At 56.8% G+C, this 21,431-nt stretch carries 14 protein-coding genes and 2 tRNA genes; 5 read left to right on the forward strand and 11 right to left on the reverse strand.

Annotated elements, in window-relative coordinates:
• Positions 1–395: 395 nt before the first annotated feature.
• The 3 genes from JS530_RS04735 (at position 396) to JS530_RS04745 (ending at position 6,116) form a co-directional block, all read left to right on the forward strand.
• Positions 396–2,873 carry a phosphoketolase gene (locus JS530_RS04735; RefSeq protein WP_214376062.1) on the forward strand — a complete coding sequence of 826 codons (2,478 nt, stop codon included), beginning with the start codon at positions 396–398 and terminating at the stop codon, positions 2,871–2,873.
• Positions 2,874–3,075: 202 nt separating this feature from the next.
• The gene (gene pta, locus JS530_RS04740; RefSeq protein ID WP_214376063.1) at positions 3,076–4,746 is read left to right on the forward strand and encodes a phosphate acetyltransferase; all 1,671 of its coding nucleotides are present in this window, start codon (positions 3,076–3,078) and stop codon (positions 4,744–4,746) included.
• Between the two features lie 140 nt (positions 4,747–4,886).
• The gene (locus tag JS530_RS04745) at positions 4,887–6,116 is read left to right on the forward strand and encodes an acetate/propionate family kinase (protein ID WP_214376064.1); all 1,230 of its coding nucleotides are present in this window, start codon (positions 4,887–4,889) and stop codon (positions 6,114–6,116) included.
• A 136-nt stretch (positions 6,117–6,252) separates the two neighbouring features.
• On the opposite strand, the gene aroA is transcribed toward JS530_RS04745, so the two are convergent.
• The 3 genes from aroA to JS530_RS04760 all read right to left on the reverse strand — a co-directional run bounded on the left by aroA (position 6,253) and on the right by JS530_RS04760 (position 9,509).
• Positions 6,253–7,587, reverse strand: a complete 1,335-nt coding sequence (gene aroA / locus JS530_RS04750) for a 3-phosphoshikimate 1-carboxyvinyltransferase (RefSeq protein ID WP_214376065.1) — start codon at positions 7,585–7,587, stop codon at positions 6,253–6,255.
• A 104-nt stretch (positions 7,588–7,691) separates the two neighbouring features.
• On the reverse strand, positions 7,692–8,240 hold the full coding sequence (locus JS530_RS04755) for a type 1 glutamine amidotransferase domain-containing protein (protein ID WP_214376066.1): 549 nt from the start codon (positions 8,238–8,240) through the stop codon (positions 7,692–7,694).
• A gap of 96 nt (positions 8,241–8,336) precedes the next feature.
• On the reverse strand, positions 8,337–9,509 hold the full coding sequence (locus tag JS530_RS04760; protein ID WP_214376067.1) for an ABC transporter permease: 1,173 nt from the start codon (positions 9,507–9,509) through the stop codon (positions 8,337–8,339).
• 156 nt (positions 9,510–9,665) lie between these two features.
• On the opposite strand from JS530_RS04760, the gene JS530_RS04765 reads away from it, so the two are divergent.
• Positions 9,666–9,739: transfer RNA gene (locus tag JS530_RS04765), tRNA-Pro, on the forward strand.
• 119 nt (positions 9,740–9,858) lie between these two features.
• Here JS530_RS04765 and glgX read toward each other — a convergent pair.
• The 6 genes from glgX to JS530_RS04795 all read right to left on the reverse strand — a co-directional run bounded on the left by glgX (position 9,859) and on the right by JS530_RS04795 (position 17,653).
• Entirely contained in the window at positions 9,859–11,982 is a 2,124-nt protein-coding gene (glgX, locus tag JS530_RS04770) for a glycogen debranching protein GlgX (protein ID WP_214376321.1), read from the reverse strand.
• A 72-nt stretch (positions 11,983–12,054) separates the two neighbouring features.
• The gene (locus JS530_RS04775; protein ID WP_214376068.1) at positions 12,055–12,732 is read right to left on the reverse strand and encodes an NUDIX hydrolase; all 678 of its coding nucleotides are present in this window, start codon (positions 12,730–12,732) and stop codon (positions 12,055–12,057) included.
• 64 nt (positions 12,733–12,796) lie between these two features.
• A complete protein-coding gene (locus JS530_RS04780; RefSeq protein ID WP_214376069.1) occupies positions 12,797–13,708 on the reverse strand; it encodes a Nif3-like dinuclear metal center hexameric protein in 912 nt (303 codons plus the stop codon).
• A 120-nt stretch (positions 13,709–13,828) separates the two neighbouring features.
• Positions 13,829–16,753 (reverse strand): DNA polymerase I, encoded by a 2,925-nt coding sequence (gene polA / locus JS530_RS04785; RefSeq protein WP_425350852.1) that lies wholly within the window; start codon positions 16,751–16,753, stop codon positions 13,829–13,831.
• Positions 16,716–17,504 carry an ANTAR domain-containing response regulator gene (locus JS530_RS04790; protein ID WP_214376071.1) on the reverse strand — a complete coding sequence of 263 codons (789 nt, stop codon included), beginning with the start codon at positions 17,502–17,504 and terminating at the stop codon, positions 16,716–16,718. Before JS530_RS04790 ends, polA begins: the two co-directional genes overlap by 38 nt.
• A gap of 75 nt (positions 17,505–17,579) precedes the next feature.
• Positions 17,580–17,653: transfer RNA gene (locus tag JS530_RS04795), tRNA-Leu, on the reverse strand.
• A 357-nt stretch (positions 17,654–18,010) separates the two neighbouring features.
• On the opposite strand from JS530_RS04795, the gene JS530_RS04800 reads away from it, so the two are divergent.
• The gene (locus tag JS530_RS04800; RefSeq protein ID WP_214376072.1) at positions 18,011–18,607 is read left to right on the forward strand and encodes an NUDIX domain-containing protein; all 597 of its coding nucleotides are present in this window, start codon (positions 18,011–18,013) and stop codon (positions 18,605–18,607) included.
• Between the two features lie 146 nt (positions 18,608–18,753).
• Here JS530_RS04800 and pyk read toward each other — a convergent pair whose 3' ends face one another.
• Both pyk and JS530_RS04810 read right to left on the reverse strand, forming a co-directional pair.
• The gene (gene pyk, locus JS530_RS04805) at positions 18,754–20,196 is read right to left on the reverse strand and encodes a pyruvate kinase (RefSeq protein WP_214376073.1); all 1,443 of its coding nucleotides are present in this window, start codon (positions 20,194–20,196) and stop codon (positions 18,754–18,756) included.
• A gap of 165 nt (positions 20,197–20,361) precedes the next feature.
• Entirely contained in the window at positions 20,362–21,348 is a 987-nt protein-coding gene (locus tag JS530_RS04810; RefSeq protein ID WP_214376074.1) for a TerC family protein, read from the reverse strand.
• Positions 21,349–21,431 lie beyond the last annotated feature (83 nt).

The following is a 21,431-nucleotide window of genomic DNA, read 5'->3' on the forward strand; positions in this document are numbered from 1 at the left end:
ATTATCACTGGTCAATACGACAACACCGACACGCTTGAATAATGTGCGAAAAACAAACATCTCACACGCCTTCACATTCCCAACACGCCGGTTTATATCACTGCAAAACGAACGTAAAACATCCAACAAAATACTATGTTTTGGCGGAATATCGCGGTTTTTGCAGTATGCAGGCAAAAAACTAATGTTGACAAAGTTAAGGCTTAAACGCACAAATACTGAAATTTCCGCAACAATTTCGAACACACCCGCAAGAAATCGTTCAAAAGTCGTGTTGTCCTCGTACCATGACGAGTGATTGGGAACGGAAACCCTTGGTACCGCAAGGAACCAGGCCCGCGACCGAACAGAAATAATCAATCGCACGATTACCGTGCAGGAGTACAGGAGTACACATGACGAGTCCTGTTATTGGCACCCCTTGGAAGAAGCTCAACGCTCCGGTTTCCGAGGAAGCCCTCGAAGGTGTTGACAAGTACTGGCGCGTTGCCAACTACCTTTCCATCGGCCAGATTTATCTGCGTTCCAACCCGCTGATGAAGGAGCCCTTCACTCGCGAAGATGTGAAGCACCGTCTGGTCGGCCACTGGGGCACCACCCCTGGCCTGAACTTCCTCATCGGCCACATCAACCGCTTCATCGCTGACCACGGCCAGAACACCGTGATCATCATGGGCCCGGGCCACGGTGGCCCGGCCGGTACCTCCCAGTCCTACCTGGACGGTACCTACACCGAGACCTTCCCGAAGATCACCAAGGATGAGGCTGGTCTGCAGAAGTTCTTCCGTCAGTTCTCCTACCCGGGCGGCATCCCGTCCCACTTCGCTCCGGAGACCCCGGGCTCCATCCACGAAGGTGGTGAGCTGGGCTACGCTCTGTCCCACGCTTACGGCGCCATCATGGACAACCCGAGCCTGTTCGTCCCGGCCATCGTCGGCGACGGCGAAGCTGAGACCGGCCCGCTGGCTACCGGCTGGCAGTCCAACAAGCTCGTGAACCCGCGCACCGATGGTATCGTGCTGCCGATCCTGCACCTCAACGGCTACAAGATCGCCAACCCGACCATCCTGTCCCGCATTTCCGACGAAGAGCTGCACGAGTTCTTCCACGGCATGGGCTACGAGCCGTACGAGTTCGTCGCTGGCTTCGACGATGAGGACCACATGTCCATCCACCGTCGCTTCGCCGAGCTGTGGGAGACCATCTGGGACGAGATCTGCGACATCAAGGCAACCGCCCAGACCGACAACGTGCATCGTCCGTTCTACCCGATGCTGATCTTCCGCACCCCGAAGGGCTGGACCTGCCCGAAGTACATCGACGGCAAGAAGACCGAGGGCTCCTGGCGTTCTCACCAGGTGCCGCTGGCTTCCGCCCGCGATACCGAGGCTCACTTCGAAGTCCTGAAGAACTGGCTGGAGTCCTACAAGCCGGAAGAGCTGTTCGACGAGAACGGCGCCGTCAAGGACGATGTCCTGGCCTTCATGCCGAAGGGCGAGCTGCGTATCGGTGCTAACCCGAACGCCAACGGTGGTCTGATCCGCGACGACCTGAAGCTGCCGAACCTCGAAGACTACGCCGTCAAGGAAGTCGAGAAGTACGGCCACGGCTGGGGCCAGCTCGAAGCCACCCGTCGTCTCGGTGTCTACACCCGCGACATCATCAAGAACAACATGCACGACTTCCGCATCTTCGGACCGGATGAGACTGCTTCCAACCGTCTGCAGGCTTCCTACGAAGTCACCAACAAGCAGTGGGACGCTGGCTACATCTCCGATGAGGTCGACGAGCACATGCACGTCTCCGGCCAGGTTGTCGAGCAGCTGTCCGAGCACCAGATGGAAGGCTTCCTCGAGGGCTACCTGCTGACCGGTCGCCACGGCATCTGGAGCTCCTACGAGTCCTTCGTCCACGTGATCGACTCCATGCTGAACCAGCACGCCAAGTGGCTTGAGGCTACCGTCCGTGAGATTCCGTGGCGCAAGCCGATCGCTTCCATGAACCTGCTGGTCTCCTCCCACGTTTGGCGTCAGGACCACAACGGCTTCTCTCACCAGGATCCGGGTGTCACCTCCCTGCTGCTGAACAAGTGCTTCCACAACGATCACGTCATCGGCATCTACTTCGCCACCGATGCGAACATGCTGCTGGCCATCGCCGAGAAGTGCTACAAGTCCACCAACAAGATCAACGCCATCATCGCTGGTAAGCAGCCGGCTGCCACCTGGCTGTCCCTCGACGAGGCTCGCGCTGAGCTCGAGAAGGGCGCTGCCGCTTGGGATTGGGCTTCCACCGCTAAGACCAACGACGAAGCTGAGATCGTGCTTGCCGCTGCCGGCGATGTCCCGACTCAGGAGATCATGGCTGCTTCCGACAAGCTGAAGGCCATGGGCATCAAGTTCAAGGTCGTCAACGTGGTTGACCTGCTCGCTCTGCAGTCCGCCAAGGAGAACGACGAGGCCCTGTCCGATGAAGAGTTCGCTGACATCTTCACCGCCGACAAGCCGGTCCTGTTCGCTTACCACTCCTACGCTCACGACGTGCGTGGCCTGATCTACGATCGCCCGAACCACGACAACTTCAACGTCCACGGCTACGAGGAAGAGGGCTCCACCACTACCCCGTACGACATGGTTCGCGTGAACGAGATCGATCGTTACGAGCTGACCGCTGAGGCTCTGCGCATGATCGACGCCGACAAGTACGCCGACAAGATCAACGAGCTCGAGGCCTTCCGTCAGGAAGCCTTCCAGTTCGCAGTCGACAACGGCTACGATCACCCGGACTACACCGACTGGGTGTACTCCGGCCTCAACACCTCCGAGAAGGGTGCTGTCACCGCTACCGCCGCAACCGCTGGCGACAACGAGTGATGTCACTTCACTGAGGTTGAGCCTAACGGCTTAGCGTGAAAAAGGGCTTGGGATTCGTCCCAAGCCCTTTTTGTATGCGCATCACAACGGCATATGAGGACTTGACAAGAATTTACGCACGGTTCATGCAACGAAAACCAAGGCAAACGCCGGTACAATATTACTTGGTCCCAATCATGTTGATCAAAGGAGACAGACCAAAGTGACTGTAACCCGCGTTTACATCGCCAGTCCCGAAGGCGCTAATGGCCGCAACGTCGTGGCCTACGGCGTGCTCAATGCACTGACCTCAAAATACAAGACCATCGTGTTCCGCCCTGCCGTGTCCAATCACGATGATTTCACTCCCGTGCTGCTGTCCGCATCCAACGCCGGTCTCGGCGTAGCGCTCTCCACCGGCCTAGATGTCCATACGGTTCGCGCCGATAAGGAAACCGCTCGCGGCGACATCATCGGTGCTTTCAACGATGCCATGGACGTCGCCCGCGCGGATGCCGCTCTGATTGTTGGCACTGATAAGTCTCATGTCAATGATCCGACCAGCTACGAATTCAACGCCAACGTGGCCGCCGATCTCAAAGCCGGTGTGTTCCTCGCCGTATGCACCATCGATCGGTGGCCGCATGAGCTCGATGAAACCGTCAAACTGTCCATCGATGGCATGCAGGCAGCCGGAAACCGTGTGCTGGGCATCTTCGTCACCGGATGCGAAACCCGTCATTCAGTTTCCGTCAAGGAAACGCTTGCCAAGTATGGTTTGCCGGTTTGGACGCTGCCGCAGGTCTCGTTCACCGATGAATCCAACAAGACGCTCGCTTTGGATACTTTCCGCAAGTATGCACCCACCGAGGAAGTACTCGCCGCTCTGGACGTGGACTTCAACCCGCCCACTACCCCGTACTCCTTCCAGTTCGGATTGCTCGGCAAAGCCAAGAGCAACAAGAAGACCATCGTGTTGCCGGAAGGTGAGGAAGACCGAATCATTAAGGCTGCCGATTATCTGCTTGAGCGCGAAATCGTCAACCTGATCATCGTAGGCGACAAGGAATCGATTCTTGCCCGCGGCAAGGAACTGGGCTTGAAGTACCTTGAGCGTGCACGCTTCCAGGCTATGGATGATGAGAATATCCTGAAGCCGATGATTGGCAAACTCTGTGAGCTCAGGGCCAAGAAGGGCATGACCGAGGAACAGGCTCGTAAGCAATTGGCGGATGCCAGCTACTTCGGCACGATGCTCGTGGTGCTGGGTTACGCGGATGGTTTGGTCTCCGGTTCGGTGAACTCCACCGCTAACACAGTACGCCCGGCATTGCAGGTCATTAAGACGAAGCCTGGCCAGAAGCTGGTTTCCGGTGCCTTCCTGATGTGCTTCAAGGACCATGTGGCCGTCTTCGCCGACTGCGCCATCAACCTGAATCCGGATGCCGAGCAGCTTTCCGAAATCGCGCTGCAATCCGCCGAAACCGCCAAGGCATTTGGTCTTGATCCGAAGGTCGGTATGCTTTCCTACTCCACGCTCGGCTCTGGCAAGGGCCCGGATGTGGATGTAGTGGAGGAAGCCACCAAGTTGCTGAAGGAAAAGGCTCCCGATCTGCCGGTGGTTGGTTCCATCCAGTTCGATGCCGCCTGGTCCCCCACTGTGGCGGCTACCAAGGCCAAGGGCAATGAGGTGGCCGGACACGTCAACGTGTTCGTGTTCCCGGACCTGTGTGCCGGCAACATCGCGTACAAGGCGGTGCAGCGTTCCTCCGGAGCTCTTGCCATCGGCCCTGTGCTGCAAGGTTTGAACAGGCCGGTCAACGATTTGTCCCGTGGTGCCTTGGTGCAGGACATCATCAACACCATCGCTCTGACCGCCATTGAAGCCCAGTAGCACTGGTAACCACTGTCATTAGCCATTATGCGGCTCTTCATGTATCGAAGAGCCGCATTTTGTAGCAAGTAGCGAGTAATCTAATCAACGGTAACCCGTGTCTCACGGGAACATTCAATTCACAATGGAGGATGCCCACAATGGCGAAAACCGTCCTTGTCATCAATTCCGGTTCCAGCTCTATCAAGTACCAGCTGGTTGATCTTGAATCCGGCGAAGGCCTGGCTTCCGGCCTGGTCGAGAAGATCGGCGAACCGATCGACGGCCACTACAAGCACGAGTACAACGGCGAAAAGCATGAGCTTGAAGAGCCGATTCACGACCACGAGCAGGGTCTGAAGCGCGTTCTCGGCTTCTTCGAGGAGTATGGCCCGAAGCTGTCCGACGCAGGCATCGTCGCTGTTGGCCACCGTGTGGTGCAGGGCGGCTCCCTCTTCCCGAAGCCGGCTCTGGTCACCGACAAGACCATCAACCAGGTCAAGGATCTGGCTGTGCTGGCTCCGCTGCACAATGGCCCGGAGGCCAAGGGCGCTGAAGTCATGCGCGCTCTGCTGCCGGACGTTCCGCAGATCTTCGTCTTCGACTCCTCCTTCTTCTTCCAGCTGCCGAAGGCTGCCAGCACCTACGCGCTGAACAAGGAAATCGCCGACCAGTACCACATCCGCCGCTACGGTGCTCACGGCACCTCCCACGAGTTCATTTCCTCCGTGGTTCCGGAAGTCATCGGCAAGCCGGCTGAAGGCCTGAAGCAGATTGTGCTGCACATCGGCAACGGTGCCTCCGCTTCCGCTGAAATCTCCGGCAAGCCGGTTGAGACCTCCATGGGTCTTACCCCGCTTGAGGGCCTGGTGATGGGCGGCCGTACCGGTGACATCGATCCGGCTGTGGTCTTCCACCTGATTCGTAACGCCCACATGAACGTGGACGAGCTGGATGCCCTGTTCAACAAGCGTTCCGGCATGATGGGCATGACCGGCTTCGGCGATCTGCGTGAGGTCCACCGTCTGGTGGCCGAGGGCAACGAGGATGCCAAGCTGGCTCTCGATGTCTACGTGCACCGCATCGTCAGCTACATCGGCAACTACACCTACCAGATGGGTGGCTGCGACGTGATCACCTTCACCGCCGGTGTTGGCGAGAACGATGATATCGTGCGCAAGATGGTGTGCGACAAGCTTGCTCCGTTCGGCGTCAAGCTGGACGAAGAGAAGAACGCCACCCGTTCCAAGGAACCGCGCGTCATCTCCACCCCGGATTCCTCCGTGGTCATCGCCGTGATTCCGACCAACGAAGAGCTGGCCATCGCCCGCAAGTCCGCTGCCATTGCAGAGGCTGGCGAGGACACCTACGGCAACAAGTTCGCCAAGTGAGCTGACTGTGAATCGCTGATTCACTAAGCTTAAAGCCCTGATGACTCAACCGAATCATCAGGGCTTTTGCATAGCTGCAGGGATTCCTCACGGGTTTGGTAGTCGCTCGACTCAAGCGACAGTGAGAGAACTCTAGCTACTCCCCCAGCATGCCGCTCCACATGCCAACGAAGTCAGGCAATGTCTTACGCGTGGTGGCAACGTTCTTTACGCTGATGCCGGCAATACGCAATCCGAGCATTGCCGCAAACGTAGCCATACGATGATCCGCATACGTTTCCATATCCGCACCGTGCAGTTGTTCGACAGGTACCGGTTCAATGCGCAAACCATCCGGCAATTCTTCAGCCTTGCCGCCAATGCGCGTAATCTCAGCCACCAATGCCGCCAAACGGTTCGTCTCATGACCGCGCAGATGGCCGATGCCCACCATATCCGTCTGGGCATCCGCAAAGACCAGCATTGCAGCCAAGGATGGCGCAATCTCGCCGGCAGCAGTCAAATCAAACGTGCCGAGACCATGAATCTTGCCGTTACCGGTGACTTCACAGTAGCGAACATCATCAATCACCGGGAAGGAAACCGCGGCGCCCATCTGCGCAAGGTAGTCCGGCAACAGACCGCCCGGCTGGGTAGTGGTCTCAGGCCAGTGCGGCACACGCACAGTTCCGCCGGCAATCAATGCAGCTCCGAGGAACGGCGCAGCATTAGACAGATCAGGTTCGACTGTAACCTTATCCGGCAATTGCAGCGCGTGCGGCGCGACAATCCACGTGCGCGTCGCCTCATCCGCCTGCACCTCGCCTCCGGCACCGGTCACATCGGCAACAGTCATCCGAATATGCGGCAAACTCGGGGTCTTCTCCCCCGTATGATTGAGCCTCAGCCCGCCAGGAAGTCGGGAGCCGATCAGCAGCAATCCGGAAATGAACTGGGAGGAGCCGGAAGAATCGATGCTCACCTGAGCGGGATGTGCGGGCAACGATGCCGGTGGTGTAATCGTAAACGGCAATTTGCCGATTTCGCCGTGGTATTCCACCGTGGCACCCAGCTGTTCCAAACCATCCAGCACCGGTTTCATCGGGCGAGCATACGCTTGTTCATCGCCATCGAAATGAACCGGACCATCAGCGAACAACGCAAGCCCCGGCACGAATCGCATTACCGTGCCGGCAAGGCCGCAAAATACGTTCACATTCCCACGGAAACGACCATCTGCAGGCGGCGTAACCGTCACTGTGGTGTCCGTCTGCGCGTCAACGTCGCAGCGTACACCAAGAGCTTCCAGTGCGCCCATCATCAGATCGGTATCTCGCGAGCGCAGCAGCCCTACCAGACGTACCGGCTGCGAACCAAGTGCCGCGAGAATCAGGTAGCGGTTCGACAGTGATTTGCTGCCCGGCACGGTCACTGTGGCGTTCAAGGGTTGTGCGGCAAGCGGTGCCGGCCATAGATTCGAGTGTTCTGTCATAGGAGTCAATGTATCAAGCTTCAGGTATCAAAGAGCGGCTGTGTCCAGCATAGGTACCGGGCACAGCCGCTCTTTCGGGATTCTCTCGCGGGTTATCGCATGAATCAGGCGAGTGCTTCCTTGATGGCGCCGACGAAGTAGTCCAGATCGTCGGGCTTGCGGGAGGTGATGAGCTTCCATCCATTCGCGTCATCGACGGTCAGCTGCTTGTCTACATAGTGGCCGCCTGCATTTTCAATATCAGCAGCAATGTAGCGGCATGGGGAGGCGGTTTTGCCTTCGATCAGTCCGGCGTTGACCAGCAGCCATGCACCGTGGCAGATGGCAGCGATCGGCTTGCCTTCGTGGGCGAATTCCTGTGCCAGGGTGATGGCGTCTTCGTTTACGCGAATGCGGTCGACGTTGCAGGTGCCACCGGGCACCACCAGCAGGTCATAATCGGCGGCCTGCACGTCGCCGAGACGAGTATCCGGGGTCAGTGTCTCGCCCTCGTAACGGTCATGCTGCACGGTTTCGCACGGGTCGAGCGTGGTGGCGGCGAGCGTCACGTCAGCTCCGGCTGCCTTGAGGTCGCGCAACGGACGGGTCAGCTCGGTTTCCTCGATACCCCAGTTGTTGACGATGATCAGCACCTTGGACTGCTCAACAGCCATAGTTCCTCCTTGATTGCAGTGGCGTATGTCCGCATCTATTATGCGCCATCATCGGCTGTTGAGCCAGCAAAGAACATAACGATCAGGTATCGACGCTCAGCGATCGGCAGCGATACGCGATTCGATTTGCGTCTCCTGTGCGCCATCATGCTGTTCCATGCTGCCTTCCATCATTTGGGCGTGCAAAAGCTGTGCTTCCACACGATCTGCTTCGATGGCGGCGATTTGACGAGAGAACACGATGAACCAGCCGAGGAACATGAGTCCGGCGAGCGCCTCCACATTGGTGAGCGTATTGTGTCCCATCATCATATTGGCCCAGAATGCGGCGCACACCAAGGCGGCCAGATCGGAGGCTACCATCACTGCTTTGGAGATGCGCGGCGCGAGCCACGGCAGCAATACGAACAAGAGCAGCATGACGAAGGGCAGGCCTTTGGCGCAAATGTTGTGTAAGAGATTATGCGGTGTGTAGCGGAATGCGCCAATGCCAATGAATGCGAGGCCGGATATGGTGAGCAACGCGGACAGTACGCCGATGCGAAGCATGAAATGCGGGATCATGTAACCGCGATTCGGATCCGTCTTAGTACGGTCGTGCCATAGACGCTGCAATCGTTCAGTGGTGACCAGTTCGGAAATCGCGAAGTAACTGACGATGATGATGCAGGTGCCGGCCAGCATCAACGTGGAGTTGAACATGCGTGCCGCGAACGTGGTGCGATCGCCGAGCTGGGAGAAATTATTGTGATACCAGTACGGGTCGTCGGTGGTGACTCCCGCGGTGACCACACCGGAGATGACGAAGAATGGCAGCAGGCTGGCGATGGTTTTGGCGTTCATCATTTCCGCCTGTACGAAAGTCATGTATCCCACCACTCCGGAGAATCCTGCGCAGACGCTGGATATATAGCCGGCGAAGATCGCATTGCCCATCATGTCGTTGGCGGCGCCCATGAGTGCGAACGAGGAGAGGAATATCGTGGAGCCGTAGACCACGGACAGTGCCACGATTTCCACGATGCGTCGGATGGGAGCGAGCCAGCCGTTCTTGAGATTCAGCGAACGTGATTTGCGTGCGTAGCCAACGATAAAGGAGATCACGCCGCATGCGGCAACGATGCCGGCGCACATCATGAATCGGCGTTGGGTCAGCTGCCAGATGGCCGGCGCGTATTCCATGTACAGGTTCATGGAGATGGCGCCTACAACAGCGCATATGACGAAGGAAATCAGTCCGGAGGTTTCCGAACGCTGATGACGCCCCATGATTTCCCTCGCACCTCCTGTGAGCCGTGAGCCGATATATTGCCCCACGATTTGAGCAGTACATGTCCAACATGCCATTGTATCCCGTGTTGCGGTCCACCCATACTGTACAATGTTGGTTTGTGCTCTGAAGCTGATTCAAGGTTTCACTGCATACGGGCTATAGCGCAGTTTGGTAGCGCGCCTGCTTTGGGAGCAGGATGTCGTGGGTTCAAATCCCGCTAGCCCGACCGAAAGCCCCTACTCCCGCTTGGGAAGTAGGGGCTTCTTGTTATGCATGTGCCGTTGCACTATCGCAAAGGACCCGCTACCGAAGTAACGGGTCCTCACATCTGCCGATAGAACGGATTTACAAGCCCAATGACGGCTTTTCGGGCTTTTTGGCGCTCATCAGCATCATGAAACTGCGCGACTGGGCGGTGATCATGAAGCCTGCCTCATAGCTCAGTTCCGGGCCGTCTGGGTTATGTGTGTCCACAATCAGCTGCCATTTGCGGCCGTATCGTTCATCCGGCAGGGTGAACATGATCGGCTCGTAATGGGCGTTGAAGATCAGGATGAAGTCATTATCGACCATGCGGTTGCCATACCAGTCGACTTCGGGGATGTCCGAGCCGTTCAGGTAGATCATCATGGAGAAGGCATGCGTGTTTTGCCAGTCTTCCATATCCATGATGGAACCGGTGTGGTCGAACCACTCCACCTGTGGAATCTTGTTGGAATCGTCGCCAGGTTCGCGGCCGGTGAAGAAACGACGACGATGCAGCACCGGATGGCTTAAGCGCAGATGGATGAGCTTGGAGACGAACTTCAGCATGCTCTTCTGGTCTTTGTTGAGATTCCAGTTCGTCCAGGAAATCTCATTATCCTGACAATAGGCGTTGTTGTTGCCCTGCTGCGTGCGGCAGACCTCGTCACCGCCACAAATCATCGGGATGCCTTGGCTGAGCAGCAAGGTGGAGAACATGTTGCGCATCTGGCGCTGGCGCAGGTCGTTGACGTCCGGAATGTTCGTGGCGCCTTCCACACCGCAGTTCCAGGAACGGTTGTTGGATTCACCGTCCCGGTTGCCTTCGCCGTTGGCATCATTGTGTTTCTCGTTGTAGCTCACCAGATCGTTCATGGTGAAGCCATCATGCGCGGTGATGAAGTTCACGGATGCCACCGGACGGCGGCCATTGACCTGGTACAGGTCGGAGCTACCCATCAGGCGGGATGCGAATTCAGGCAACGTGGACGGCTGCGAGCGCCAGAAGTCGCGCACAGTATCGCGGAAACGACCGTTCCATTCGGACCAGCTGGATGGGAAGCCACCCACCTGATAGCCGCCGGAACCCAAATCCCATGGTTCTGCGATGAGCTTGACGCGGGAGATGACCGGATCCTGTTCGACGATGTCGAAGAACGCGGACAGCTTGTCGACCTCCTGGAACTGACGGGCCAGAGTGGCTGCCAGATCGAAGCGGAAACCATCCACATGCATTTCCGTGACCCAATAGCGCAGTGAATCGGTAATCAGCTGCAGGGCGTGCGGCGAGCGCATGAGCAGCGAGTTACCGGTACCGGTGGTGTCGAAGTAGTGCATCGGATCGCCGTCCACCAGTCGGTAGTAGGAGGCGTTGTCGATGCCTTTGAAGCTCAGGGTGGGGCCCATGTGGTTGCCTTCGGCGGTGTGGTTGTACACCACGTCGAGGATCACTTCCATGCCGGCACGATGGTAGGCCTTGACCATGGATTTGAATTCATTGACCTGTTCGCCGCGTTCTCCCGAGCTGGAGTAGGCGTTGTGCGGGGCGAAGAAGCCGATGGTGTTGTAACCCCAGTAGTTCGACAGGCCCTTTTCCTGCAGGAAGGAATCGTTGACGAACTGATGGATCGGCATGAGTTCGATGGCGGTGACGCCGAGCTTCTTCAGGTATTCGATGACGCTCGGGTAAGCAAGACCCGCATAGGTACCGCGAATGTCCGGCGGCACATCCATGTTGAGGTTGGTCATACCGCGCACATGGGCTTCGTAAATCACCGAATCGTGGTACGGGATGTACGGATGCTGATCATTGCCCCAATCGAAGTAGGGGTTGATCACGGCGGATTTCATCGTGTGCGCCGCCGAATCGAGATTGTTCATCGACGAATTGTCGTCCGGGCTTTTGAACCAGTACGAGAAGAGGCTTTCATCACCATCGATGTTGCCTTCAATGGCTTTGGCATACGGGTCAAGCAGCAGCTTGTTCGGATTGCAGCGCAAGCCATGCACCGGATCATAGGGACCATACACACGGTAACCGTAGCGTTGGCCGGGCTGAAGTCCGGGAATATAGTTATGCCATACGTAGGAGTTTTGTTCGGTCATTTCAACGCGAGTCTCATTATCATCATCGTCGAAAAGACACAGTTCCACTTTCTGTGCGACCTGCGAGTACAGTGCGAAGTTCACTCCGGCACCGTCATAGCTGGCCCCCAGCGGGTACATTGATCCAGGTCTGATCTGCATATTCCTAGTATCCCACTTTCTTGTGTTACTCAAGTCTGTTGGAGTTGAACGTCAGGAGAACAGCGAGGGTTTGTTCTCATCATCGGCGTGTCTGGCAATCAGGCGACGCAATGCTTCATGTTGAATGGCGATCATCGAATTGGATGCGGTGATTCGCGTGGCCACCAAATCACTCCATGGAATCCACGCGGATTCCACATGCTCATCCGGGTCGAAATGACGTTTCTCCTGTTTGAACGGCCCTAAATGCAGCACCATGATATGCGCCAGCTCATCGGTCATGCCTTCCGAGGAATAGAAGTCACCGACGAAGTCCACGCCCATCGTGTCCTTGTCCGGCACCACGCCGGTTTCTTCGGCTAGCTCCCTCAACGCGGCTTCCATAATGTCTTCGCCCTCGTCCATGAGCCCCGCGGGTAAGCCGTATGCGAACATGTCCGAACCGGCTCGGTATTCACGTTCGATCAGGTATCGATCGGTGGACATGTCATGCACCAGCATCACTACGCAGGGCGCGTGACGCAGCACCTGTCTGCTGATCTCATGCTTGTTGCCCTGCTTGTCGGTCAACGCAAGCGTCATGTCATCCACATGGAAGATGCGGCCCGTGTATACGGTGGCGGTGTTCACCACTTCGGCGGGAACATCCATGTCAATGCCATCCGAACTGGCATTGAGCTTTGTATCAAGCCGATGCTTGAGCTGTTCCTGCTTGCTGCGACCAAACATTACGCTCCTTACGATTGATGATTCAAGCCTGCTGATGCGGTTTGCTGGATTCCACTGTAGCCGTTCATGATTGCTGCGATGTGATGGACAACGTCCATGGATCGGTCGTGTCATGGAACCATTGCACTGTCACCTGCTCACCGGTCGCCTGCTCGATGGCTTGAGGAATATCGCGCACCGCATAGTTGAACCACATGGATTCAATGGCCGCATGCGGCGTGTTGATCAGGTACGGGTGGGTTTGCGCACTCCCCTGCCCCAGCATGATGCCTTGCGCGCGCATTCGGGCTTCATACCGCGCCTGTTCGATGGCATCGGTGGTGGGATGATGCCGCAGATCACTGGTGACATACACGTCCACGCCGGCTTGGCGCACCTCGTTGAACAGTGAGTCTCCCGACCCCGGCAGCACGGCGATGCTCTGAATCTGCGCATCCAAATCACCGCAAACCTGCACGCCGAGTTTGGTGACCATGCCGTGGGCGGAGACTTCATTGAATACGCGCTGAGCGAAATCCTTGAGCCGCATCGGCTCAGGCAAGGTACCAATGCGCCCCAGTCCCACCGGATGCTCGGACTGCGGGTCCGCAATGGGTACCAATGGTCGCTGATGTTCCAGTCCGAGGTAGTCGGCGGCAGCCTGTCCGACTCCGCGCCATGCCGAGTCAGCATTGGTGTGTCCCACCCACAGACCACAACCATGGCTGTACAGTCGGCGTACGATGTCACCGCGGAAGCCGAGTCCTCCGACTTCGTGCACAGAACGGAAGAACAACGGATGATGGGTGATCAGCAGATCCGCTTCGGCTGCTATCGCACGGTCCACGATGGTCGATGTGGGATCGGCAGCGAATACGATTCGGTGCACATCCGCACCCAAATCGCCTACGATGAGTCCGGGTTCATCCCATTGCTCGGCGTATCGAAGCGGATACAGCGTTTCAAGAACGTCGATGACTTGCTTGAGATTCGGCATACGGCTCATTGTAATGGCTGTATACGGGTACCTTGATGACCCGTATGCCGGTGTCGCGTTCTCGTGGCCCATCAGATCCTATGGCTGACCATGATTGACTATGGCTCGCTCTGCATTCGCTCAGTGAGCGGCCAACTGCCAATCCGCGCCCATACCGCAGGAGACGTCCAACGGTACGGCGAGGTCGACGGCGTGTTCCATGGCGTTTTTCACCAGTTCGGTCACCTGCTCGCCTTCGTCCGGCGCGATTTCCACAACAAGTTCATCATGAATCTGCAGAATGATGCGACTGCGTACCTTGGCATCCTTCAGCGCCTGTTCGGCTCGAATCATCGCAATCTTCATGATGTCGGCGGCAGAACCTTGAATCGGCGCGTTCAACGCCGCACGTTCAGCGGCATCACGAGCCACGCGATTCGTTGATTTCAACGCGGGGAAATACCGGCGACGCCCGAAAATCGTTTCGGTGTAGCCCTTCTTGCGAGCGGAGGACACCAGTGATTCCAAGTAATCATGCACCTTGCCGAACGTCTCGAAGTATCGAGCCTTCAGAGCATCAGCCTCACGTGGTGCGATCTTCAATTGCTGCGCCAAACCGAACGTGCTCAGCCCATATGCCAAGCCATAGCTCATCGCCTTCACATGGGTACGCTGGTCGCTGGTGATCTGATCAACTGGCAGTTGATAAACCATGGATGCCACGTACTTGTGGAAGTCGGCACCGGAGCGGAATGCCTCGATCAACGCCTCATCGCCGGACAAATCAGCCATAATACGCAACTCGACCTGCGAATAATCACAGCTCATCAGCGATTCGAATCCCTCACCAGGCACGAAGACGCTGCGAATCTCACGTCCTTGCGCATTGCGGTTCGGGATGTTCTGCAGATTGGGATCGACCGAACTCAACCGGCCCGTTGCGGCAACGGTCTGCTCGAACGTGGTATGGATACGCAAATCCGTTGGATTGACCGCGTCGATCAGCGTCTGCACGATTTGCTTGAGCTTGTTGGTCTCACGGTGGCGCAGCAGCGCTCCCAGGAAACCATTGGCACGCTCGTTGTCCACGGACTTGATATACAGATCCTGCAATGCGGCGGCATTCGTGGTGTACGAACCGGATTTGGTGCGTTTCGTGGGTTTCAACCCCATATCCTCGAACAGCACTTTTTGCAGCTGCTTGGGACTTTGCAGGTTGATTTCCGCTCCCGCATGCCTCCACGCTTCCTCCTGAGCGAAGCGCGCATCCTCGGCGAACTGGTCACGCATACCGGTGAGTCTGGAAAGATCGACTTTGGCACCAGCGTGTTCCATATCATGCAACGTGCGGGATACCGGCAGTTCGATGGCGCGCATCAGCCAATACTGTTCGCGTTCATCCAACACTGGGGCATGCGTCAAGGCAAGCAGGCGAATAATCGCCAGATCCTTGCCCTGCTGTTCACTCGGCTGATCTTCGGGCTGGTCGTCCTCCAGATCAAGCATGCCTTGCGCCGGCTGCTCATCCTCATCGAAATGGATGTCCAGAAAATGCTCGGCCGCCTCACGAAGATCATCGGCATGGAAATCCGGCTGGCTCAGATAACCGGCAAGTTTCGTATCGAACAACGGCAGGCCCATATCCAAGCCGCCTGCCGACAGCATATGCAACAGTTCCTTATAGCCGTGCACGATGGCTGCGCCATGTTCACGATCAAGGAACTGCTGTACCGCGGCAGTCAGTTCATCATTGCTTGGAGTTTCCATAATCGCTGCCGATGATTCGGTGGCGATGGCCAAAGTATGCAGCTTCGCGCGCCCAGGCTTGGCGCTGCCCCATGCCGAGACCGTCCATGCATGCTGTACCGCATCCCCACAGGTGAGATGACGGTCGGTATTCGCGGAATAATCAACGACAGCGAACGAAGCAAGCGCATCCGGTACCGCAATCTCACGGTGATGCGCTTGAACCCATGCGTCGAATTGATCGGCCGACGTGATGCTCACGATTTCAGGTACGTGGAGCGCGTTCGCTTCTTCAGCTGCATCGGTGTCCATATCCGTGCCGTCATGGTCATTACTAGATGCATTGGCACCAGCGGACAGGGAGTTTGCGCTCTTGCCGGTGTTAAAGGTTTTCAGTACGCGGCTCTTGGTGCGCTGACCGAATTCAAGTTCCTTGAACAGGTCGTTGAGCTGTGCCGTATCAACAGCACCGAATCGCAAATCATCCAGGCTTATCTCCAGATCCACGTCACGGACCAGAGCGTTCACCTTGCGATTGAGCTTCACCTGATCAATGCTGGCGCGTAACGCCTCGCCCTTTTTACCGCCAATCTCGTCGGCATGTTCGCAAATGCCATCCAAGGAACCATACTGGTTGATCCATTTGGCTGCAAAACCATCGCCCACACCGGGCACGCCCGGAATATTATCGGCTGTTTCACCGCGCAATGCCGCGAGATCAGGATACTGCTGAGGCGTCACCTTGTACTTGTCTACGATGGCCTCGGGAGTCATATGCTTCAAATCCTTGAAGTGATGACCGGGGTACAGCACGGTGACGTTGTCGTCGATCAGCTGGAAAGCATCACGGTCGCCGGAAAGCACCAGAGTATGGTAGCCCGCCTTGTCTCCCATGGTGGCGAGTGTGGCGATAACATCGTCGCCTTCATAGCCGGGCTTTTCGATGTACGTCACACCCAAAGCGGTCAGCATGCGTTGAATCAGCGGCAACTGGGTGAGCAGTTCCTCCGGCGCGGCATCACGGGTGCCTTTATATTGCGGCAGCATCGTATTGCGGAAGGTACCGCCCTTGACGTCAAAGGCCACGCCAAGCCTGTCCGGCTTTTCCGTATCGATAACCTGTGCCAGCATGGATGCAAATCCCCACACCGCATTGGTGGCCTGACCGTCGGAGGTACTGAAACTATCTACTGGGAGCGCAAAAAAAGCGCGGAAAGCCAACGAATGACCGTCTACTACCAGTAGTGTTTCGTTAGCTGCCGCGCTTGTAGGCGCTTGGATGTCAGCGCTCATCCGTGCTCTGGGGCTTCGGATCGCCATACTTGGCGATGATGGCCAGTGCCAGACGCTTCTTCGGAATGCGCTGATCCATGGAGGTCTTCTGAATCCAGCGGAACGCACCCTGCTCGGAGAAATCAGCCTTGTCCATCAGCAGACCCTTGGCGCGATCAACGAGCTTACGCTCTTCCAGCGTGTCTTCCGCCTTCTTGAGCTTCTCTTCGGCTTCCTTGAGCTGATCTGCAGTCTCGCGCAGCTTCTGTTCGCTGCGTTCCACGTTGTCCAGCAAGTCGTTGATTTCCGCGAAACGGCCCATGGCCACTTCCAGAGTGGGCAGCAGCTTGGATTCCTCGTACGGCTTGGTCACATAAGCCATGGCGCCTGCGCCAGTGGCCTTCTTGACCAGATCAGTCTGGGAGAACGCGGTGAGCATCACCACAGGAGCGATGTTTTCGTCGCAGATGATGCCGGCGGCGGTAATACCATCCATACGCGGCATCTTGACGTCCATGCACACCACGTCCGGACGATACTTACGGGTCAGTTCGACTGCTTCCTCGCCGTTCGCGGCCTGACCAACGACCTCATAGCCGTTGTCTTCCAGCATGGCAACCAAGTCCATACGGTTTACGGCCTCATCCTCGGCTACGACAACAGTGCGAGGAGCATCGGCAGCTTTTTCCTTAGACTCTGCTGGTGCCGTTTCGTCGGCAGCTGCAGCCCTGAGTTCTTCGTCAGTCAGCACCTCGTCCACATCGATGCTTGGTTCTTCCGACCTCTTCCTTGCAGCCATGCCAACCTCTTTCCTGTGAGAAACCTCAACGTTATGGCATAAGCCGTATGCATTCGGCGAATGCCCTGAATAAAGTGCCCTCGGTGGGACTCGAACCCACACTGCGCAGATTTTGAGGCTGCTTCCTCTACCAATTGGGATACGAGGGCGTGCTCAAAGCACTCTTCGAGAGATTAGCATAACATTTCGACCGACGGGGCCAAGACACGCATTTTTCTTCATTTTTTCTTGTTCGGTCAGTTACTGATAATGGCCTCAACCCTTGAATACAGAAAAACAAAACCCTCAACCCGGTACGCGATATCATCCAGCCATGGTTTCCTTTCGCTGCCTCGCGACCACCTATTGCCTACGCGCTCACGTTCAATGTCGTTAACGACTCGAAATGGTGACGCCGGTAAACTCTGCATGACTAGTTCCCGATTGCGTGTGTTGCCCCATAAACTCCGAAAACCATCGGCATACAATGAATGTAGTTTCGATGTATGCCTTTGTGAGGAGGGATTATGAGCAACGAAACATACCGTCAATTTGACCCTTGGCGTCCATCCCCGGTTAAGGAAATCAACCGCAAGCAGATTGTCAAAACCCATTACTTCAACATTGACCATGTGTCGTATGAATCGGCCAAAGGCGGCCAGTTCGACCGATATTGCATCCAAGACAACAGCGGCGACACTGTTGCCGTGCTGGCATTGACCGATGACGGTAAGATTCCTCTGGTCGAACAGTATCGTGTTGCCAGCCATCGTTGGACGCTGGAGATTCCTGGCGGTCATGCCCTTGACTCCGAGCGCCCATTGGAAACGGCGAAGCGCAAGCTGGCCGACGAGGGTGGCTATGAGGCAAAGCATTATGCCCAGTTCACGCGATTCCTCAATACGCCAAGCTATTCCACCCAGCACACCGCCATCTTCTTTGCCACTGGTCTGACTCCCGTGTCGCGCCGAGCCATCGGACCGGAGACACCGCGATCTGAAGTCCGTCTGGTCAGTGTTGATGAAGCCTATGAGATGATTTTGAACGGCACTATCGTGGATGCCAAGACCATTGTTGCCATTCTTCGCTTGAAGAGCGGCAGCTTGGATCATCTGAATGACTGAATGATTACCGCTGTGATTACCGCTGTGCAGATGAACGCATAATAATCGTCCGCGGATCTGCTGTAGCGCGATGTAAAAAGCCCCCATCCATAGCGGATGGGGGCTTTCATTATCTACGATCTGCTATCGCAGCACGACCAAACGAATCAGTCGCAAGCGCCAACAGTGTGGACGTAGATGGAGTCGGTGCGGCCCGGCTGGTGATCGCCCTGAGCGGAGCTCAGGATCACGATCTTGTCGCCGTCAACAACCTTGCCGGCGTCCTTGAGGATCTTGTCGGTGAAGACCATGAGATCCTTGCGGGACTTGTCGTGGTAGTCTTCCTCGGTCAGGAAGGCCTCGGTGCCCCAGGACAGAGCCAGCCAGTGGTAGGTGTGCTCGTTGTTGGTGATGCCGTAGATCGGGGCGGCCGGACGCTCGCGGGAAACGCGGTGCACGGTGGAACCGGTCTGGGTGTAGGCGACGATGGCCTTGGCGTTGAGCTTGTCAGCCAGATCAACGGCAGCGGAGGAGACAGCGCCGGTGGAGGACATGTCGAGGTTCTTGAGCTCCGGGATGCGATCGAAGCCGTGATCGGTGGCGTAGCCGGAGATGCGAGCCATGGTGTTCACGGTGACGTCCGGGTACTTGCCGACAGCGGTCTCGTTGGAGGTCATGGTGGCGTCGGCACCGTCGAGGACGGCGTTGGCGCAGTCGGAAGCCTCTGCACGGGTCGGGACCGGGTTGTTCACCATGGAGCCGAGGACCTCGGTAGCCACGATGACCGGCTTGGCGTACTGGCGAGCCAGCTCGATGATGCGCTTGGTGGCCAGCGGAACCTCTTCCAGCGGGCACTCAACGGCCATATCGCCACGAGCGGCCATCACGCCATCGAAGGTCTTGACGATGTCTTCGAGGTTCTCCAGAGCCTGCGGCTTCTCGATCTTGGCGACGATCGGGATGCGACGGCCTTCCTCGTCCATGATTTCGTGAGCGCGGTCGATATCGGTGGCGAAACGCACGAAGGACATGGCGATGATGTCGGCACCGGTGCGGATGGCCCAACGCAGGTCGGCCTCATCCTTCTCGGTCAGAGCCGGCAGGGAGACGGCAACGCCCGGCAGGTTGATGCCCTTGTGGGAGGACACGGGGCCAGCCACAACGACCTTGGTGTACACGTTGTTGCCCTCGACCTTGGTGACCTCCAGACGGACCTTGCCGTCGTCGATCAGGATCGGGTCGCCCGGATGGCAATCGCCCGGCAGACCCTTGAAGGTGGTGGAGGTGATGTGCTCGTCACCCTCGATGTCGTCGGTGGTGATGATGAATTCCTGGCCAAGCTGAAGCTGGACCTTGTCCTCGCCTTCGGCGTTCTTCTTGAACCAACCGCAGCGAATCTTCGGGCCCTGCAGATCAACGAGAGCGGCGACGTTGCGACCGGTTTCCTTGCTGGCCTTGCGCACGTTGTTGTACACGCGGAGGTGATCTTCAGGAGTGCCGTGGGAGCGGTTCAGACGAGCAACGTCCATACCAGCTTCAACGAGCTTGAGAAGGTTGTCGTAATCCTCGGTAGCGGGACCGATGGTGTCTACGATCTTGGCTTTACGCATGAATGCCTGCCTATCTTTCAATTTGGTTCGAGGCACGAAGCCTCAACTTGCCGAGCAATAGTCTACTAGCGCTCACCGACGCATGACAAGTTTTTTCGCCGGTGTGTTGTGAGCGTTCACAATGTTGCGCTCATTGGGTTTCAGAGCGTTGAATTCCTCGTGAAATCAGGCCTTTTCGCTCTTTTCCATGCTCTTCATCTTGACAACGGACGCGATAGCCGCGCCTCCAATTGCCACTACAATCACAGCCAGCGAGAGCCAAGTAGGAATCTCCGGCACCCAGTGCACGCCATGACCGCCGTTGATGAACGGCAAGGTGTTGCCATGCAACGCCTCCATCACCAGCTTGACGCCGATGAAGCCCAACACAATGGACAGACCTGCCGGCAAGTAGACCAGCTTGTCCAGCAAAGCACCAAGCAGGAAGTACAGCTGCTGCAAGCCAAGCAATGCGAACACATTGGAGGTGAAAACGAGGAACGGATCCTTGGTCAGACCAAAGATTGCCGGAATCGAATCGAACGCGAACATCACATCCGTGGTGCCGATGGTCAGGAACACAATCAGCATCGGGGTCCAGTAACGCACACCGTTGCGCGTGGTGCGCAGCTTTTCGCCATCATATTCATCAGTGATTTTGATGACCTTGCGCAGCGTACGAATCAGACCGTTTTCGTGGTACTCCTCATCGTCATCACCACCGACAACCAGCTTGATCGCGGTGTAAATCAGGAAAGCGCCGAAGATGAAGAACACCCAGGTGAAGCGGGAGATCAGCGCGGCACCAATCAGAATGAACAGGCCGCGGAAGATCAGTGCGATGGTAATACCCACCGAGAGCACATACTTCTGAATCTTCTTCGGTACGGCGAAGTTCGACATGATGATGACGAACACGAACAGGTTATCGATGGACAGCGAGTACTCAGTCAACCATCCGGAATAGAACTCGATGGCGGGCTTGGATCCGGCGAAATACCAGATGCACCCGCCGAAGATCAGCGCCATGACCACAAAGAATGCGATATGCTGCACGCATTCCTTGGTGGACGGCACGTGAGGTCGCCGTCCTATAACAAACAGGTCGACGATGAAGAACAGCGCGAGCACCACAAACGTGGCGATTTCAAATGCAAGAGGGGTTTCTGCCATGATTCACTACCCTAACTTATGTAGTTGACGGCATTGAGTTAGCTGTACGGTTTGCGGGGCTTTCCCGAATTTCTCTCACTGAG

It is taken from the genome of Bifidobacterium colobi (assembly GCF_018555455.1).
GTDB classification, from domain to species: Bacteria; Actinomycetota; Actinomycetes; order Actinomycetales; family Bifidobacteriaceae; genus Bifidobacterium; species Bifidobacterium colobi.